The organism is Methanobrevibacter sp., from assembly GCF_045646045.1.
In the GTDB taxonomy this organism is placed as follows: Archaea; Methanobacteriota; Methanobacteria; order Methanobacteriales; family Methanobacteriaceae; genus Methanocatella.
Genome location: NZ_JAZRJY010000038.1, coordinates 14,296 through 36,555, shown reverse-complemented (window position 1 = coordinate 36,555; position 22,260 = coordinate 14,296). Strand labels below are relative to the sequence as shown.

The 22,260-nt window shown below is 28.6% G+C and carries 1 protein-coding gene; it reads left to right on the top strand.

The annotated features are described in order from the left end of the window. Positions 1 to 92 precede the first annotated feature (92 nt). Complete coding sequence (locus ACKI5C_RS02690; protein ID WP_407431688.1) at positions 93 to 22,187, top strand: amino acid adenylation domain-containing protein; 22,095 nt, start codon at positions 93 to 95, stop codon at positions 22,185 to 22,187. Positions 22,188 to 22,260: the final 73 nt, after the last annotated feature.

Genomic DNA, 22,260 nt, shown 5'->3' with positions numbered 1-22,260 from the left:
TTCATGAAAAATTTCATTTTGCATATATTTGTATAAAAATAAATTTATATTATATTTTATTAAATAATATCATAGATAATCTATGTGGTAAAATGAATAATGAAATTAAATTTATAATTAAAAATGTGTCAGTAAAGAATGATTTATTAGGGGATATTTTTAAAAAAATCGAATCTTTATTGAATATACGTTTTGATGAAAATTTAAAACCTTTTTATTTTAAAAATGAAAAAATTTATAAATTAAAAGAGGTTTCTGATTGGAATTTTAATGACATTAATAAGGAAATTGATTCATTTTTTAATTTCAAGTTTGAAAATGTTATTAATTCACCATTATACAAATTTTTAGTTTTAAAAAATAATGAAAAATTAACTATTTTAGCAAATATACATCATTCAATTTTTGATTATACTTCAATAAACAAATTTTATGAAATTTTTAATAATCCAAATGATAATTTAGTTAAAAATGATTTTTTAGGATATTATGATGATGTAAATAGTTATTTATCTTCCTCTGATTTTAAAAGAGATTCTGATTTTTGGAATAATCATTTTTCAGATGCAGGTAATTATGTTAAATTCTATAAAGTTAAATCAGATAATTATAAAAATATTGAAATTTCATTCGATAATGAAACGACCACTAAATTTTTAAATGAGCATGATATTTCTAAATTTAATTTCTTTACTGCAATTTTTTCACTATATTTGTCTAGGATTGATAGAACTCAAGGTTCTATTTTAAAAACTGTTGTATCCAATAATTTTGGATTATTTGATAAAAACACATATTTAAAAATTAAATATTTTAAAGATTATTCATTCATTGATTATTTAAAGGAAATTGAGAAAGTTTACAAAGTTGCAACTGAAAATACAAAAGTAGATATTGATAATTATTTGAAGAATATATTTTCATCATATGGTATTTATGATTTTACAGGATTACCGGAAGATGTGGATGTATTAAACAGTGAAAATTCTGTTTTAACATTAAATATTTATGAAAATTCATTAAATTTAGTTTATAATGAGGATGTTTTTTCAGATGTTTACATGAATCATATGGCTGAAAATATTGAGTTTTTGATAAAAAATGTAATGGATTGTCCTAATCAGCTTTTAAAAGACATTAATATTCTTTCACCTAATGAAAAAAATTTGCTTTCAGATTTTAGTAAAGGAAAAGAAATTGAATTTGATGAAGATGAAGTATTTGCTAAAATTTTCCGTAGAAATGCCTTAAATCAACCAGATACAATAGCTGTTGATGATGGTGTAGATAAGGTTTCTTATGGAGATTTGGAAAAGTCAAGTAATTCAATTGCTAATGACTTACATGAGAATTATGGAATTGGTTTCGGAAATCATGTTGCTTTAATGCTTCCTCGTAATTATCATTTTCCCGAATTAGTATTGGCATTAAATAAACTTGGTGCTGTTTTTATTCCAATTGACCTTTTATTACCTATTCATCGTATAGAATATATGATAAATATTGCACAGATAGAAAATATTATTACAACAGGTGATGTTGCAAATTCAAATAATTTTAATATCGATACAATACTTATTGAAGATTTGAACTATGATGATGAAGTCGAGGTGGACATAATCCCTAAGGGTAATGATTTATTTTCTATTATGTTTACTTCAGGAACAACTAATATTCCAAAGGGAGTTATGGTTTCAAATAAACAAATTTCTAACTTACATCCTTTAATAAAAAATCTTTTTGATATTTCTCCCAATGATGTTATTGGATGTTTCCTTAGCTTTAGTTTTATCGCATCATATCTGATATTTGCTTCATTAATCGATGGCTGTTGCTGTAGAATTTTCAATGAACGCGAACAAAAAGATATTTTATTGTTAATTAAAGCCCTTAAAGAGCATCCTATGAAACATTTAATATTACCTCCATCTGTGGGGATTCCTATTTATGAAAATGAAGATTTAAAATTGGATTATCTGGTTTTAGCAGGTTCAAAAGTAGATAAATTAAGTAAAATTGAGAGACATACCAGATTAATCAATTTTTATGGTACAACTGAGATAATTGTTGGAATTATAAAATTTTATGATTTAAATGATATGGGCAGCGATGATGTTCCAATCGGTAGGCCAATCGCAAATTTGGAAGTTCATATCCTAGATAAAAATTATAATCAAATGCCTATAGGAGTTCCGGGAGAAATATGTATTTCCGGTGAATATATAAGTCCCGGATATTATAACGAGCCTGAATTAACCAGTGAAGTCTTTGTCGATGACCCTTACTGTGATAATAAAAAGATGTATCGTACAGGAGATATAGGTTTTTATAATTTTGATGGTGAAATTGAAATTATTGGCCGTGAAGATAATCAATTATCAGTTAGAGGATTTAGGATAGAATCCGGTGAGATTTTAACTATTATGAAAAAATTCAAGGGAATTTCTGAGATTTATCTGGATGTGGATCATGATAATCTCATTGCATTCTACACAACCAATGATGAAGTAGATATAAATGATGTAAAAAATGCTTTAAAAATGGAATTACCTTATTATATGATCCCTTCATTATTTATAGAATTAGAAAAGATTCCTTTAAATGTTAATGGTAAAATTGATAAAATTGCATTAAAAGAAATGTTGAAAAATCAAAATTATGGCAATTATATTGAAGATGACACTCTTTATATTGTTATTGATGCTTTTAAAGAAGTTTTAAATCAGGATGTTGTTTTGATAGATAGTGATTTTGTGGAGTTGGGAGGAAACTCTTTATCAGCAATGAATCTGCAAATGTTATTGAAAGAAAAAACAGGAGTTACTTTATCATCCAATGAAATAATTGAACTGGGAACTCCTGCAAATATTTCAAACAAAATTAAATATGATTTGGATATTCACTCAACAATTGATGTTAAATATACATTTGATGATTTATGTCCTTTATCCGAGTCTCAATTAAATGTTTATTCTGATGAAATGGTTAATGAAACAAAAACAGAATATAATAATCCATTTAAAATTGAATTTAATTATCCTTATTCTGTTGATGAAATAAAAAATGCAATAAAAAGTTTATTTGAAGTTTATCCTGTTTTATCTGCCTGTGTCGTTAATGATAATGGTGATTCATACTTTAGTTTTGATGCCAATCCTGAAATCAAAGAAGGATTGGTTGGTGATATTGATGAATTTGTCCAACCTTTTGAACTGGATAAGTATCTATCCAGATTTTTAATAGTGAACAATGGAGATTCGACAATATTATGTATTGATTGTCATCATCTAATTTTTGATGGTACTTCTGCCAATATTCTTTCAAAAACATTTTTAAAAATTTTACAGGGTTCAAAAGTAAATTCAATTGATGATGGTATTTTAAGACAAATTTCATTTGAAGAAACTAGCATCAATCAAGATTATATGAATAATGCAGAAAAATTCTTTGATGAAATGCTGGCTGATTACGATGAGACATATGACTTATTGGCATCTGTTGCCAATGATGATTCAGATGATGGTGAATATATTGATGAGATAGCTATTGATAATGAAAATTTGAATTCATTTCTGAATGAAAAGCAAGTTACTCTTAATCAGTTTTTCACTAGTGTATTTGCTTATACTTTATCCAGGTTTACGGGTTCTTCAAAAGTATCATTTGATTTAATTGAAAATGGTAGAGGACACATTGATTTATCTCAATCCGTTGGAATGTATGTTCGTACACTACCGCTGATTTTTGACTGTACTAATCAAAATATAGATTCATTTATGCATTATTCTCGCAGTTTGATTAATGGCGTCATGATGTATGATTTGTATCCTTTCCGTATTTTGGCTCATGAATATGATTTAAATTCTAATATTTTATTCCAATATTCTCACGATATCTTTTCTAACACATTTAAAGAGGGAAAATTTGGTTACAGTGCTGAAGAATTAAAACATGATATGCATGGAGACATGTCATTTCATATCTTTGATTTAAAAGACAACAAAATGGGGATAAAAATATTTTATTCTGATAAATTCTCAAAAGAACTCATTGAACGTTTTTGTAAATCTTATAAATTAATTTTAAAAGAAATAATGAATGTAACTGAATTATCTGACATTACATACACTACTCAATCAGATTTATCTTTATTGGATAGTTATAATCAAATAGAAAAAAATCTTGAGTATAATGATGTTTTGGACGCATTTAATGAAAATCTTTCAAAGTATCCTAAAAACAAGCTGGTGTCCTACAATGACACTTATTATAGCTATGGTGAAGGGGCTTATATTATCGATAAAATAAGTAAGAAATTAATTGATTTGGGTATTGAGCAACAGGACAAGATTGCATTTTTAGTTGAAAGATCAGAATTATATATGTTTTCTGTTTTAAGTATCCTCTCATGTGGTGGAGTTTATGTTCCGTTGGATGATAGTTTGCCCGATGCTAGTTTAAAGTTTATTTTAAAGGATAGCTCTTCTAAAATTGTTATTGCTAATGATAAAACATATGAAAGGGCAAAAAAGTTATCCCCTGAGGGTATAATTTTAAATATTTCAAATATTATGGATGATGAAATTGGAAACTTATCCAAGTTGCCTGTTATTTATGGCAATTTGGCTTGTATTTTATATACTAGCGGTACCACAGGCACTCCTAAAGGTGTTAAAATTACAAGAAAGGCTATTCTTAATTTAGTGGCTAATTACGTGGATAAATGTGGATTGAATAATGGGGATGTTTATGGATTATTTGCAACAATTGGATTTGATGCTGCGTCTCAGGCAATATGTCAAAGTATCTATGCTGGGTCATGCTTATCTATTGTTCCGGAAAATATTCGTTTAAATATAAATGAACTAAATAAATATTTCATTTCACAGGGTGTTACTCATACAATGTTAACTACTCAAGTTGGTAAAATTTTCATGAATACTGTTGAAAACAATTCCTTGAAGGTTTTAACTGTGGGTGGTGAAAAGTTAGGTGAATTCAAAAATCCTGCAGATTACTGTTTAGTCGATGCTTTTGGACCAACAGAGACTTTTGCATTTATTTCTTCAATTAAAAATTCAGATAAAATCGACCCGTCATCAATTGGTATGTTGAATTTTAATTCTAAAGCATATATTTTGGATGCTGATGGTAGACAGGTTCCTGTTGGTGCTGTTGGAGAATTATGTCTTTCAGGATATCAAATTGCTGATGGGTATTTAAATCGTGAAAAGGAAACAAATGAATCATTTGTCATTAATCCATTTGATGAAAGTGAGGATTATAATGTATTATATCATACGGGTGATATGGTAAGATTACTGCCTGATGGGTCTATAGCTATTGTTAATCGTCAGGATAATCAGATTAAAATTCGTGGAAATCGTGTAGAACTATCTGAAATTGAGAGTGTGATTCGAAAATTAGACTTTATTGAAGATGTAACTGTTCAATCTTTTAAAAATAACGACAATAATGAATTAGTGGCATATGTGGTTGTATCTGATGAATTTGAAGAAGGTGACATTGTAGATTATATTCAAAATCATGTGAGAAAATATAAGCCTCCTTATATGGTTCCTTCGTTTGTAGTTAAATTAGATACGATTCCGTTAACCGTTAATGGTAAAGTGGATAAACGTGCTTTGCCTAAAGTTGACAGTCTTAATTTGGAAGTGGAATACGTTGTTCCAACAAATGAAATTGAAAAGCAGATTGTCAATTCATTTGAAGTTGCATTTAATAAAAAAGGCATTGGTTTATATGATGACTTTGTCCGTCTTGGTGGAAATTCTATCACTGCAATCCGTGTTGTTTCATTGCTTGAAAAAAATAATATTTCATGTACTGCAAGGGACATATTGAATTATAAAACTCCTTATTTAATTGCTCAAAATATAGAAAAAATTGATAAAATTTCATATGATCCTACTGAAGGAAAAGTTGATTTGTTGCCTATACAAAGCTATTACTTTGATTATGTAAACCGTAATGATTTTACACAGGAGTTTGTCCTAAAATCTAAAATAAAATTAGATTTAAATCGATTGCAATCAGCATTCAATAAATTATCTGATATTCATGATATGTTAAGGGCAACTTACAGACACGCAGATGACAATATTGTTCAAGGAATACTTCCATTGAATGAGCAGGTTTGTGAAATTAAAGAATATGACACAAATAATTTCAATAAAACCATAAAAATGATTATTAAAGAATCTAAAGATTCTATTGATATTGAAAATGAATTGATAAAAATATCTTTAGTTCATTGTGGTGATGAGGATTATCTGGTATTTGTAATTCATCATTTAATTGTAGATGGTGTAAGCTGGAGTATTTTGATAGATGATTTAACTTATCTATATACAGACGATAGTCAAAATAGCCTTTTAAGACCTTATCCGTATAAATTATGGGTGGAAGATGTTAAATCTTTAGCTAATGATATTTCTGATGAAGAAAAACAACATTGGACTCAAATAAATAATTTATTGGATGATTCTTTAATTGAAGGTAATCCTAAGGATTATTCTTTTAGAATGGATGTGTCTTTTGATACTGATAATCTTTTAATGTTAAGTGAAGATGAATATATTGCTTTAGCTATTGCAAGGGCTTATAAAAAGACATATGGAAAAGATATTATTTTTAATCGTGAATCTCATGGTCGTGATGAAAGCATTGCTGATGTTGGCAAAACAATCGGCTGGTTTACTAGCCAATTCCCAGTTCCGGTTGATGTTAATCAGGGTTATGATAATGTTTCACTAATGAACGATGTTTATAATATTAAAAATGCATTTAATGGAGTTAAACATTTAGGATTAAATTATTCTTCTTTAATTTATACTTTGGATGAATTGGAGTATAAACATTGTCCAGTAACTTATAACTTTTTAAGTACAGAATTTATCTTTAAAAATGAGCTGTTTGAATCAGATTACGTCGAATTGAATGATGAAAAAATATTCAGTCGTAAAACATATGGTATTAGCATAAATGTGGTTCGTGGAGATGAATATTATATTTTTAAAGGAGATTATGCTGATGACACATACATTTCAAAACAATTTAATGAATTCGTTGAAAATATAAAATATGAATTAAAGTTTATAGGAGAATATAAATTTGATAATTATGTTTGTGCTTTATCTGAATCACAATTAGGAGTTTATCTGGATGAAAAAATACATGACAAGGGTAATGCTTATTCAATTCCAAAAATCTTTGAATGCGGATTCGACCATTCTATTGAAGATATAAAAAATGCAATAACCTATTTAATCGATAAGCATCCTGTTTTAAAAGGCCGTGTTATAGATGGGGAAACACCTCTTTTAATTTGTGATAGTCATCCATTAATTGAAGTGGTGGATGTGGAGGATTATTCTAAATTGATTAAACCTTTCAATTTGAATGAATCTCTGGCCCGTTTTTATATTAATGAAAATAAAGAGGGTAAATTCATATTTTATGACATACATCATTTAATTAATGATGCAACTAGTACTATACTTATTGATAAAGAATTAAGTAAAATTTTAAATGGAGAATTGGACGATACTGTTGATTTGGGTTTTATTTATAATAGTATTGATTCATTCAATTTAAAATTTAAAACAGATTATGAAGATGCCAGTAACTTCTTCAGCAGCAATATTTCCGGTATTGATAATATATCTAATTTGTTAAATGATATTGATGGTATTGAAAATACTATTCGTATTCCGATTGTTGGAATTAAAGAAAAAATAGAATCATTTTGCCATAAAAATGGAATAACTGCAGGTAATTTATTCAATGCAGTATTTGCTTATACTTATTCTCGTTTCATGGGTAATGAAAAAGTTTACTATACTTTCACCGAAAATGGGCGTCATGAATCATACAATCAAAATGCATTAGGTATGTATGTTAAAACAATCCCTATAATAGTTAATTGTGAAAATAAATCTATTATAGAGTTTTTAACTGACACTTCTGATTTATTTTTAGATGCCATGAAATATAGTTTCTATCCATACCGATTGCTTGCCCGAAAATTTGATTTAACAAATGACGTGACCTTTGAGTATAATTCTAATTTAAATGAACTTCCAAACATAGATGATGAATTGATAATTGAAAACAATCTATTTGATCTGGTTTCAGACTTTTTATGTATAGTAAATGATTTGTCTGACGGTATTTTAGTAAGCGTAAGTTCTTCCAAAAAATACAATAATGACACAATTATTCGCTTTTTAAATTCATATAAGGAAATACTAATTCAGATGCTGGATAAAAATGAATTAAAAGATATTGAATACACCAGCAATGAAGATTTGGATTTATTGAATCTTTATAATCAAACTGAACATGATTTGGATTATAAAGATATTTTGGAAGCATTCAATAATAATCTTGCCAAATATCCTGATAATAAATTGGTATCATATAATAATGTTTCATATAGTTATTCTGAAGGTGCTTTTATTTCGGATAAAATAGCTAGGAAATTGTCGGATTTAAATATTAACTCTCAGGATTGTGTTGCATTTTTAGTTGATCGTTCCGAATGGTATGTATTTTCTGTTTTAGGAATCCTGTCTGTAGGAGCCATTTTTGTTCCTTTGGATGATTCTCATCCAGATAATAGGATTGAATTTATAGTTAAAGATACGAATGCTAAGGTTATTCTTACTACTGATAATACTTATCAACGTGCTAAAACGTTATTTAAAGATTCAATTATTATAAACATATCAGATATTGTCAATGAAGGTATAGGACATCTGAATCATCTTGATATCTGTTATGGGGATGTTGCTTCAATTTTATATACTAGTGGTAGTACTGGTTTTCCTAAAGGAGTAAAAGTTACTAGAAAATCTATTCTTAATGTTGCTGCTTATTATGCAGACACTTATGATTTAAACAATGATGATGTTTATGGTTTATATCCGTCAATTGGATTTGATGCCGGTTGTGAATCTATATTTAAAGCTATTTATGCTGGGTCTTGTCTATCAATAGTCCCAAATGATATAAAATTAAATATGGTAAAATTGAATGAATATTTCATTGAGCAAAATGTGACTCATACCATGATTACTACTCCGGTGGGTAAACTGTTTATGGAAATTAATGATAATACTTCTTTAAACTTTTTATTTGTAGGTGGGGAAAAATTAGGAGAAATAAAAAATCCGGAAAATTATATTCTGGTTGATGAATACGGCCCTACTGAAACAAATAACTTCATCACCTCAATTAAATACGAAGATAAGAAAGATTATTCTTCCATTGGGCATCTTAATTACAATTCAAAAGTTTATATTTTGGATTCAGAAAAAAGGCCAGTTCCTTATGGTGCCATAGGGGAATTGCATTTGGCAGGTTATCAGGTTTCTAAAGGTTATTTAAACCGGGATGAGGAAAATCATAAATCATTTATTGATAATCCATTTGATAATGATAAAAATTACTCTAAATTGTATTGCACTGGTGATATGGTGCGTATGTTGTCTGATGGCACTTTAAGTATTTTAGGCCGTCAAGACAATCAAGTTAAAATCCGTGGAAATCGTGTAGAACTGTCTGAAGTGGAATCAACAATCAGAAGTATCGATTATGTAAAAGATGTTACAATTCAAATAGTTAATAACAATGGGAATAATGAGTTGATAGCATATATTGTATCTTCAAAGGATTTGGAAAATAAAGAATTATTTGATTCAATTTCTAATTATGTAAGGGAGCGTAAACCGGATTATATGGTTCCTTCATATGTAATAAAATTAGATGAAATTCCATTGAATATTAACGGTAAAGTTGATAAACATGCATTGCCTAAAGTGGATTTGGATAGTTTACATGCCGAATTTGTTCCACCAACAACAGAAGAAGAAAAAGCAATAGTTGATGTGTTTGAAGAAGTATTTAACCAAAAGGGCATTGGTTTATATGATGATTTTATTCAGTTAGGTGGAGATTCTATTTCTGCTATTCGTGTTGTTTCATTACTTCAAAAAAGAGGAATTGACTGTAATGCAAGAGACATTCTAGATTATAAAACTCCATATGTAATTGCACAGAATATTAGTGTGTTTGATCAGGTTTCATATGATGCAACTGAAGGTAATGTGGATCTTCTCCCAATTCAGGATTACTTCTTTGATAAAATAAACGCCAACAATTATTCTCAGGAATTTATTTTAAAGTCAAAAATTAATCTGAATCTGGATATTTTACAGAAAGCATTTGATGAATTAACTAATGTTCATGACATGTTAAGGGTAAAATACAGAAATGATAATGATGAGATAATTCAGGAGATAATGCCAATTAATACTCATATCTGTAAAATCAAGGAATATACTATAGATAATGATTTTAAAAATAGTATAAAAGATATAATCATTGAATTAAATGATTCATTGGATATAAATGGTGAATTGATAAAGATTAATTTGATTCACCATGAAGATGATTCATATCTTGTTTTCGTAATTCATCATTTAATTATTGATGGTGTTAGTTGGAGTATTTTAATCAATGATTTAACTCAAATTTATACGCGGATGGTTAAAGATAATGAAATTAATCTTTTAAGACCATATCCTTACAAATTATGGGTCGATGATGTTAAACAATTGGTTGAAAACATTCCTGAAAGTGAAAAACAACATTGGATTAAAATTAATGAATCAATAGATGAATCTTCCATTAAAGGGCAGTCAAATCCTTTTAATTTTAATATGGACATTAAATTTGATGTTAATAATTTATTAAGATTGTCTGAAGAAGAGTATTTAGCTTTAAGTATAGCCCGTGCTTATAAAAAGACTTATGGTAAAAATATTATTTTTAATAGGGAAACACATGGGCGTGATGAAAGTATTGCCAATGTGGCAGGAACCTTGGGTTGGTTTACAAGCAAATACCCTGTACTTGTAGATGTAAGTAATGATTATGACAATATTTCTTTAGCTAATGATGTTTATGGTCTTAAAACTGCATTTAAGGACGTTAATCATTTAGGTTTAAATTATGCTTCTTTAATTTATACTCTTAAAGAATTGGAGTATAAACAATGCCCAGTCACATTTAATTTCTTAAGTGATGAATTTATTTTTGAAAATGAACTTTTCAAATCAATTAATTATGATTTATTTAATTTGGATGAGTTATATGAATTTAGACAGGGCTCTGAATTTTATGGAATTACCTTAAACGTATTTAATATGGGTGGTTCTTATATTTTCAGCGGATATTATGCAATGGATACATATATTGGGGATGAATTTGATACATTTGTTGAAAATATTAAAAAAGAACTGGATTTCATTGGAAATTATAAATTTGATGATGGTATTGTCACCTGCTTGTCTGAACCACAAATTGGAATTTATCTGGATGAAAAAGTCAACGATAAGGGAATAGCCTATTCTTCAAATGATATTCTGGAATGTAAATTGGATAAATCCGTTAATGATATTAAACAAGCTATTTATTCTTTAATTGATAAGCATCCTATTTTAAAAGGCCGTATTTTGGATACTGCAGATATGCCTCTTTTGGTTTGTGACAGTTATCCGTCAATTGAAGTTGTCGATACTGATGATTATTCTGAATTAGTCAAACCATTTGATTTGGATACGAATTTAGCCAGATTCTTTATTATTGATAAACCTGAAAGTAAATTTATCTTTTACGATCTGCACCATATTATCAGTGATGCAAGCACTCGTGGTATTATTAATAAGGAATTAAATGAAGCATTGGATAATTCTTTAGATGATTCAATAGATTTAGGTTTTATTTACGATAGTTATGATTCATTTGAATCCAAATTCGAATCACGTTATGAATCTGCTCATGAATTCTTTAATATGGAATTTGACGATATGGATGATGTTGAGTCTTTAGTGGATGACATTGACGGACGTAATGGTAGTGTCAGTCTGTTTATTCCTGATGTTCGAGAACGTGCTGAACAATTTATTCGAGAGAATGGTATTAGTATAGGTAATTTATTAAATTCCGTTTTTGCATACACTTATTCTCGTTTCACAGGAAGTAATAAAGTTTATTATAATTTCACTGAACATGGACGTCATGAATCTTATAATCAAAATGCTGTTGGAATGTTTATCCGTACTATTCCGGTTATTGTGGATTGTAAAGACAGACAAATTAATGACTATGTTCGTGATGTTTCTGATTTGATTTTAGAATCTATGGCAAACAGTATTTATCCTTTCAGATTACTTGTAAGAGAATTTGGTTTAAACAATAATGTTACTTTTGAATATAATTCCACTTTAAACGAAATACCTGATATTGATGAGAATATAGTATTCAGTGATACTGCAAATGGTGTTTCTGAATTTTTATGTGTTGTAAATGACTATGATAATGGATTTATTGTTAATATAAGTCATTTGGATAAAATCAGCCAGAATACTGCTGAACGTTTTGTGAATGTGTTTAAAGAAATACTGGTTCAAATTTTAGATAAAAAAACTTTAAAAGAGATTGATTACACTTCTGAAGACGATAAAAGAATTTTAAATAAATATAATCAAACTGAATATGATTTGGGCTATGATGATATTTTAGATGCTTTTAATTATAACTTATCAAAATATCCTGACAATAAACTCGTTTCCATGGAAGATAAATGTTATAGCTATGGTGAAGGAGCATATATGGCTGATAAAATTGCTAAACAATTAATTGATGTTGGTGTAAACAGGCAGGATAATGTTGCATTTTTACTTCCTCGTAGTGAGTATTATATGTTTGCGGTTTTAGGCATAATGTCAATGGGCGGAGTTTATGTTCCTTTAGATGATAAGTTGCCGGATAAACGTATAGAATTCATACTGGAAGATTGCGATACAAAAACGATTATTGTTAGTGATGAAACATGTAAGCGCGCTCAAAATATAACTGATATGGAAATCGTAAATATTTCCTCCATTATTGGAGAGAATATAGAATCATTAAATCAATTACCTGTTGTTCATGATGATTTAGCCTGTATTTTATATACCAGTGGAACTACTGGAATTCCAAAAGGTGTTAAAATCACACGCAAAGCCATACTTAACATATCTGAGCATTATATTGATGAAAACAATTTAAGTAATGATCATGTTTATGGATTATATGCATCCATTGGTTTTGATGCTGCTTCAGAAGCAATATGTCAAACTTTTCATGATGGAGCATGTTTATCAATCATTCCTGAAGATGTCCGTTTGGATATGGACAGATTAAATGATTATTTCATTAATCAGGGAATTACCCATGTCATGATGACAACACAGGTGGCTAAACTCTTTATGCGCAGTATTGATAAAACATCACTAAAAGTTTTAAAGGTTGGTGGTGAAAAATTAGGTGAAATAACTAATCCGTCTGACTATAAGGTTATTGATGGATATGGACCTACCGAGACTTTTGCATATATAACTTCAATTGATAATAACGATAAAGTTGATTACTCATCAATTGGTATGTTGAATTATAATACTAAAGCATATGTATTGGATAATGAATTCAGGCAGGTCCCTTATGGCAGTGTAGGCGAATTATACATTGCAGGATACCAAGTTGCAAAAGGATACCTAAACCGTGATGAAGAAACAAAATCTTCATTTTTAGAAAATCCATTTAACAGTACTAAAGGTTATGAAGTATTATACCGCAGTGGAGATATGGTAAGATTTTTACCTGATGGATCATTGGCTATTGTTGGTCGTCGTGACAATCAGGTTAAAATACGTGGAAATCGTGTTGAATTAGCTGAAATTGAATCTACAATTCGAGAATTGGATTATGTTGATGATGTTACTGTTCAAACTATTAAAAATGAATCCAATAATGAATTGGTAGCTTATGTTGTAGCATCTGATGAAATTGAAGATATTGAGCGTTATGTTTGTGATTATGTTGGTGAAAACAAACCGGGATATATGGTTCCTTCATTTGTAGTTAAAATGGATTCTATTCCTCTAACTGTAAATGGAAAAGTAGACAAACGTTCTTTACCTGAAGTTGAAATTGATACTTTGCGTGCAGATTATGTGGCTCCAAAAACGGAAATAGAAAAAGAGATTGTTGAAGCGTTCCAAAAAGTTTTCAATCAGGAAAAAATAAGTGTGTATGATGATTTTATTCGTCTTGGTGGGGATTCATTAACTGCTATCCAATTAATATCTTATCTTGAGGATTATAATATTACTGCAGGAGAAATTTTAAGTTTGCGTACTCCTCATGCAATTTCAAAAAATATTAGTAAAAATCAGTTTAATTTAGATGTTTATTCTTTAGATTCCGGATGTCCTTTAAATGAACCACAATTAAATGTTTATTTGGATATAATAGTTAAAAATAAAGTAAACTCATATATTATACCTTTCTTCATGCAAATTTCAAAGAAATATGGTGTTAATGAGGTAATTGATGCTATAGAAGAAATGTTTAATATTCATCCGATTTTAGGAATGCATGTTAGTGATGATTATGATGTACCTTATTTGGTGATGGGATCTAAACCTCCTATTATTGTTAAATCTCAACGTGATGATGAATTTATTAAATCATATTTATTAAAACCATTTGATTTAAATGGTAATTTATGCAGATTTTTAATAATTGAAAATAATGAAAAATTCGAGTTATTTGCATCATTCCACCACATTATATTTGATGCAATATCCAACCAGGTATTTAAAAGAGATTTACAGATAGTTCTTGATGGTGGTAGTGTTGGCATTGATGATTCATTTTTAAAGGTTTCAGCTTTCACACAACAAATAAAACATACTGAAGAATATGAAAATGCAAATAATTTTTATAAAAGCATGTTGGATGAAAATGATGATGTTGGTATTTTATTGGATAGTGTACTGCCTGATGGATCAGGCTCTATATATGTTGATTTGGATTTAAATTCCAATATACTAAAATCATTTATTAAAGAAAATCAAATTACTAAAAATGTTTTATTCACTGGTGTTTTTGCTTATACATTATCCCGTTTTGTTGCTAATGAACAGGTATTATTTAATATAGTTGAAAATGGAAGAGATAGATTCAATAATTTAAATGCAATAGGTATGTTTGTAAACACTTTACCGGTATTGGCTAATTGTGAAAATCAGGACGTTTCATCATTTATGAGATATATGTCTCAATTGCTTTATGATATAACAAAATACAATTATTATTCATTTAGATTACTTGCAAATGAATTCAATTTTGATTCAAATATCATATTCCAGTTCATACCAGATTTGTTATATGATGCTGAAAATGTTGTTGAAAATGATATTGATTTCGAAAATGACTATAATCTCATCAACGATTTGAATGTCAATGTGATTCAAAATGGAGAAGAATATAACTTAAATATTAACTATTCCAATAAATATTCCAGTGACTTTATCAATGCCTTTGCTGAATCATATAAATTAATTTTGCATGAAATAACAAATGTTGATAAATTAAATGAAATCAAATACATTTCTAATGAGGATATTAAAATTTTAGATGAATATAATAAGACTGATAAAGATTTAATCTATGATGATATTTTGGATGCATTTAATGACCATTTAGCAAAACGTCCTAACAGCAATCTTGTTTCATTAAATGAAAATCATTACACTTATTCCGAAGGTGCTTTCATTGCAGATAAAATTGCTAAACAATTAATCAACATGGGTATAAGTGAAAAGGATTATGTTGCATTTTTACTTCCTCGTAGTGAATATTATATGTTTGCTGTTTTAGGCATAATGTCTACTGGTGCAGTTTATGTTCCTCTGGATGATAACTTGCCTGATAAACGTTTGGAATTCATAGTGAAAGATACTGCAAGCAAGGTCATTATTGTCAGTGATGAAACATACAATCGTGTTGGTGTTATATCTAAAGATTTAACTGTTTTAAATCTATCTGAAATAATTTATGAGAATCCTGGAAATTTATCATTTTTACCTGTTACATATAATAATTTGGCATGTATTTTGTATACTAGTGGAACAACAGGACTTCCTAAAGGAGTTAAAATTACAAGAAAAGCAATTCTTAACTTATCCACAGTTTATGCTGAAAATTATAATTTCACTAATGATGATGTTTATGGTTTGTTTGCGAATATTGGTTTTGATGCAGCTTCAGAGGCTATATTTCAGACTATTTATGCTGGAGCTTGTTTGTCTATTGTTCCAGAAGATATCAAACTAAACATGTCCTATTTGAATGATTACTTTATTAGTCAGGGTGTTACACACACTATGATTACTACTCAAGTGGGCAGATTGTTCATAAAAGAAATTGATGAAACCTCTCTAAAAGTTTTAACTGTTGGTGGTGAGATATTGGGTGAAGTTGAAAGCCCTAATTATATTTTGGTTGATGGTTATGGTCCAACTGAAACATTTGCTTTTATTTGTAAATCAATGGTTTCAGATAAGATTCACCATTCTTCTGTAGGTTTATTAAATTATAATACTAAAGCATACATTTTAGATAAAGAAGGCAGACGTGTACCAATAGGCGCTGTCGGAGAATTATATATTTCTGGTTATCAACTTGCAAATGGATATTTAAATAAAAAGGAAGAAACAGACAAAAATTTCGTTAAAAATCCATTTGATAATTCTCCAAAATACAATATGCTATATCGTACTGGAGATTTGGTGCGTTTATTACCTGACGGATCATTAGGTATTGTAGGTCGTCAGGATAGGCAAGTAAAAATCAGAGGTAACCGTGTAGAATTAAGTGCTGTTGAAAGTATTATCAGTAAGCTAGACTATGTTGAAGATGTTACAGTTCAAACATTTAAAAATAATCATAATAATGAGTTAGTGGCATATGTTGTTTTATCTAAAGAAGTCCCAAAATTTAAAGAATCTATTTCCGAATACATAAGTTTAAATAAACCCGCATATATGGTTCCTTCATTTATAATTGAATTGGATGAAATTCCGTTAACAATTAATGGTAAAGTGAATAAACGTGAATTGCCTAAAGTTGAATGGGATAAGTTATATAGAGATTATTATGGTCCAACAAATAAAATGGAAGAAATTGTAATCCAGGTTTTTGAAGAAGTATTTAATTATGAAGGAATTAGTTTATTTGATGATTTCACACTTTTAGGTGGAGATTCCATCATTGCTATTCGTGTTGTTTCATTACTTAATGATAAATCTATTCATTTTAATGCAAGTGATATATTAAAGTATAAAACTCCTTATTTAATTGCACAAAATATTGGAAAACATATTGAAAAAATTTCATATGATGCTACTGAAGGTGAAGTTGAATTACTGCCTATACAGAAGTTTTTCTTTGATTATATAAATAAAAATAAGTTCGCTCAGAATTTTATTTTAAAAATGAGTGAAGATATTGATGTTGATAAATTACAGCAGGCTTTAAATGAGTTAGTTAATATCCATGACATGCTGCGTGCAGTTTATAGATTTGAAGGAGATACTCCTATTCAGGAAATCCTGCCTTTAAACGCTCGCCAGTATAATATTAACGAATATATTATCAAGGAGAATTTGGAAGAAAATGTGATTAATATTTTTATTGATTCGCTTAATTCATTGGATATTCAACATAAGCTGATTGATACCAGTTTAATTAAATATGGTGGTGAATATTACTTTATCATTGTTGCTCATCATTTAATTATTGATGGAGTTAGTTGGAATATTTTATTAGGGGATTTAACTCAAATTTACTTTAATTTGGTTGAAGGTGTTAAAATAGACCTTTTAAGACCATATCCTTATAAAAACTGGGTTAATGATGTTAAACAATTAGTTAATAATATATCTGATGAAGAAAAACAACATTGGATTGATGTTAATAATCTATTAGATGATGATTTGATTAAAGGTGATTCAAGAGGATTTTCATTTAATGCTGAAATAGACTATGATGCTGATAATTTGTTAATGTTATCTGAAAATGAATACTTGGCTTTAGCAATAGCACGTGCATATAAAAAGACCTATGATAAAAATATTGTTTTCAATGTTGAATCTTATGGTCGTGATGAAAATTTAGCTAATGTTTCAAGAACAATAGGTTGGTTCACTAGCCAATATCCTGTTTCAATTAAGATAAGTAATGGGTATGACAATATTTCATTAATGGAAGATGTTTATAATCTTAAAACTGCTTTTAAAGATATTGATAATTTAGGTCTTAATTATTCTTCTTTAATTTACACTACTGGTGAATTGGAATTTAAACATTGCCCAGTTTCATTTAATTTCTTAAGCTCAGAATTCATTTTTAAAAATAAATTATTCGAATCAATAAATGATTATCTATCAGATAATGATGAAATTATAGATATTGATGTTGATGCTGAATCCTATGGTATTTCCTTTAATATTTCTCGTATAGATAATTATTATCTTTTTAGAGGAAATTATGCAGATGGAACTTATATAGGCGATGAATTCAAGACTTTCCATGAAAATATTTTGTCTGAATTAAAATTCATTGGAAATTATAGTTTCAAAAAAGAAGGTATAGTTTGTTGTTTATCTGAACCCCAATTGGGAGTTTATTTGGATGAAAAAATGCATGATAAGGGAATAAGTTATTCGGTTTTGGGTGTTTTTGAATGTGGATTGTCAAAATCTATTGATGAAATTGAAAAGGGCATCCGCGAGTTGATTGACAAACATCCTATTTTAAAAGCACGTATTTTAGATACCGGTGATCGTTCCCTTTTAATTTGTGATGCTTATCCATCAATTGAAGTTGTGAACACTGATGATTATTCTAAATTAGTAAAACCTTTTGATTTAAATAAATCTTTAGCTCGTTTCTATATTATAGAAAATAGTGAAGGTAAGTTTGTATTCTATGATATGCACCATATTATTAGCGATGCTACTTCTGTAGGCATTCTTAATAAAGAATTAAACTGTGCTATAAATGGTGAATTAAATAGGGATGTGGATTATGGTTTTGTTTATGCAGGCTCTGAATCATTTGAATCTAAATTCACAGATGAGTATAAATCAGCATATGAATTTTTCAAAGATATGTTAGCAGACATTGATGATGTTGCATATTTATTAGAGGATGTTGAAGGTTCTGCAGGTAGTGTTACTCTACCAATTAGAGGTATAAGGGATCAGGTTGAATCATTTGTAAAAAATAAAGGTGTTAGTTTGGGAAGTTTCTTAAATTCAGTTTTTGCATATACGTATTCACGTTTTACCGGAGGGGATAAGGTTTACTATAATTTCACCGAACATGGACGTCATCATAATTACAGTCAGGATGCTTTAGGAATGTTTGTTCGTACTGTTCCGATTGTAATGGATTGTAAAGATAGACTTGTGGATGAATATTTATATGATGCTTCTAATTTGATTTTATCAGCATTAACCAATAGTTTTTATCCATTCAGAGTACTTTCCAATGATTTTAATTTGAACAATAAAGTTACATTTGAATATAATCGTAATTTGAATGATGTATCCGATGTTGGTGATGATATAACATTCAGTGATTTTACAAACTGTGTTTCTGAATTTTTATGTGTTGTTAATGATTTGGATGATGGTTTTGTTGTTTCCGTCAGCCATAGAGATAAATTCAGCCAGGATACTGCCGAAAGATTTGCAAAGGTATTTAAGGAAGTATTAATGCAATTTGTAGAAAAAGAAAATCTAAGGGATATAAATTATATTTCAAATAATGATATTCGACTTTTAAATGAATATAATCAAAGAGATCAGGATTTAACATATAATAATGTTTTAGATGCATTCAATGATAATTTAGCAAAATATCCAAACAATAAACTCGTGTATGGTGAAAATAGATACTATAGCTATGGTGAAGGAGCTTATATGTCCGATAAAATCGCTAAAAAATTGATCGAATTAGGTGTAAAAGCTCAAGACTTCGTTGGATTTTTAGTTGAAAAATCTGAATACTATGTATTTAATATATTGGCTATTTTATCAATTGGGGCAGTTTTTGTACCGTTGGATGACAATCATCCTGATGAACGTATAAAGTTCATGTTAACCGATACAAAATCCAAGGTTCTTATTGTTAGCGATGAAACATATGAGCGTGCTTTGAATTTATCACTGGATATTACTCTTTTAAATATTAATGATATTTTTAATGAAAATATTGAATCATTGACATCTCTACCTGTTACTGACGGTAATTTGGCCTGTATTTTATATACTAGTGGAACAACAGGCATTCCAAAGGGCGTTAAAATTACAAGAAAAGCCATTGTTAATTATCTTGAGGGTTTCAATAAAATAGCTGAACTCAAAAAGAATGATGTTTTTGCTATGTTTTCATCCATTGGGTTTGATGCTGGGGCAATTAAGAGCATATTATTGCCAATATTTACAGGATCTTGTTTAACCATTATTCCGGAGGACATTAGATTAAATATTCCTGAATTAAATAAATTCTTCATTGATAATCAAGTGACATACACAAGTATCACTACTCCTGTTGCCAAATTATTTATAAAGAATGTTGATAATACTTCTTTGAAAGTTTTAACAACAGGTGGTGAAAAATTAGGTCAAGTAAATAAATCTCTTGATTATCTGGTTATTGATGGATATGGTCCAACAGAAGGCTGTGTATCCGTTTGTGCAATTGAACAAAGCACTAGGATAGATCCATCTTCAGTTGGTCATTTATACAATAATATTAAAGCATATATTTTAGATAATGAATTTAGACAAGTTCCAGTTGGAGCCATAGGTGAGTTATATTTATCAGGTATTCAAATTGCTGATGGATACTTAAATAGGGATGAAGAAACTGAAAAAGCATTCATCAATAATCCTTTCGATGATAGTAAAGATTATACTGTGATGTATCGTACTGGTGACCTTGTAAGACTTTTACCTGATGGATCATTAGGTATTGTAGGTCGCCGTGATAATCAGGTTAAAGTTCGGGGAAATCGTATTGAACTGTCTGAAGTAGAGTCTACAATAAGAACTATGGATATTATTGATGATGTAACTGTTCAAACAGTCAATAATAATGGAAATAATGAAATTGTGGCTTATGTTGTCGTATCAAATGATTTGGAGGAAAATAAAATTAGGGAATTAATTCAGGATTATGTTGCCAACCTCAAACCAAATTATATGGTGCCTTCATATGTTATTAAATTAGATTCTATTCCATTGAATGTTAACGGTAAAGTAGATAAGAAATCTTTGCCTGAAGTTGATGTTTCTTCTTTACGTAGCAAATATGTTGCAGCGAGGAATGAAACTGAAAAATATATAATAGACGCCTTTGAAAATGTGTTTAATGAGAAAGATATCGGTATATATGATGATTTCATCAATATGGGTGGAGATTCATTAGCTGCTATCCAGATTGTTTCATTATTGGCTGAAAAGGATATTATTTTAAATGCCAATACTATCATGACGGAAAGAACTCCTTATAAAATTGCACTCCACGTTACTCAAAATTTAAACACTAAAGGATTTAATTTAGTTAAAAAAGGAAAAATTAATAAAAACATGTTTTTAATTCCTGCTATGGATGGTTTATCTATAATATTTTCAGATTTAATTCAAAATATTGATTTTGAAGGAAATATCTATGTTATTGATGATTTTAGATATGAATTATCATTAGATGAAATCAAAAACACAAATCATGAAGATATTTTTAATTATTATTATACTGAAATTAAGGATTTATTCTGTGATGGTGATATTATTGCGGGATATTCTTTAGGTTGTATTTATGCATCACTGCTGGTTGAAAAACTGGAGAAAGATAAAAAAGTAGATAAATGTATTCTTATAGATGGTACATTATCATTTGCAAGTAATAAAAAGCCAAATAAAGAAGATATAGCAAAGCAAACCAGGGATTTATATAATAATTATGATTTAAATAAGAATGCTAAAAAACTCATTGATAAAGTTATAGAAATATCTTATGTCAATTCAACATGGAATTTCCATACGCCTCAAATAAATACGCACATAATTTATTTAGCAACTTCAGATACAAATAAAAAATCCTTAAAAAACATATCAAATAATTATGAGTTCATTTTCATTGAATCCAACCACCAAAATATTGTTACTAAAGATATAAGTAAGATTATTAAATATTTTAAATGAAATGATTGAATTAAGTTTTTAAAAGTATATTTGAAAAGTAAAATATTGATTAATTGATTAGTATATGTGATTT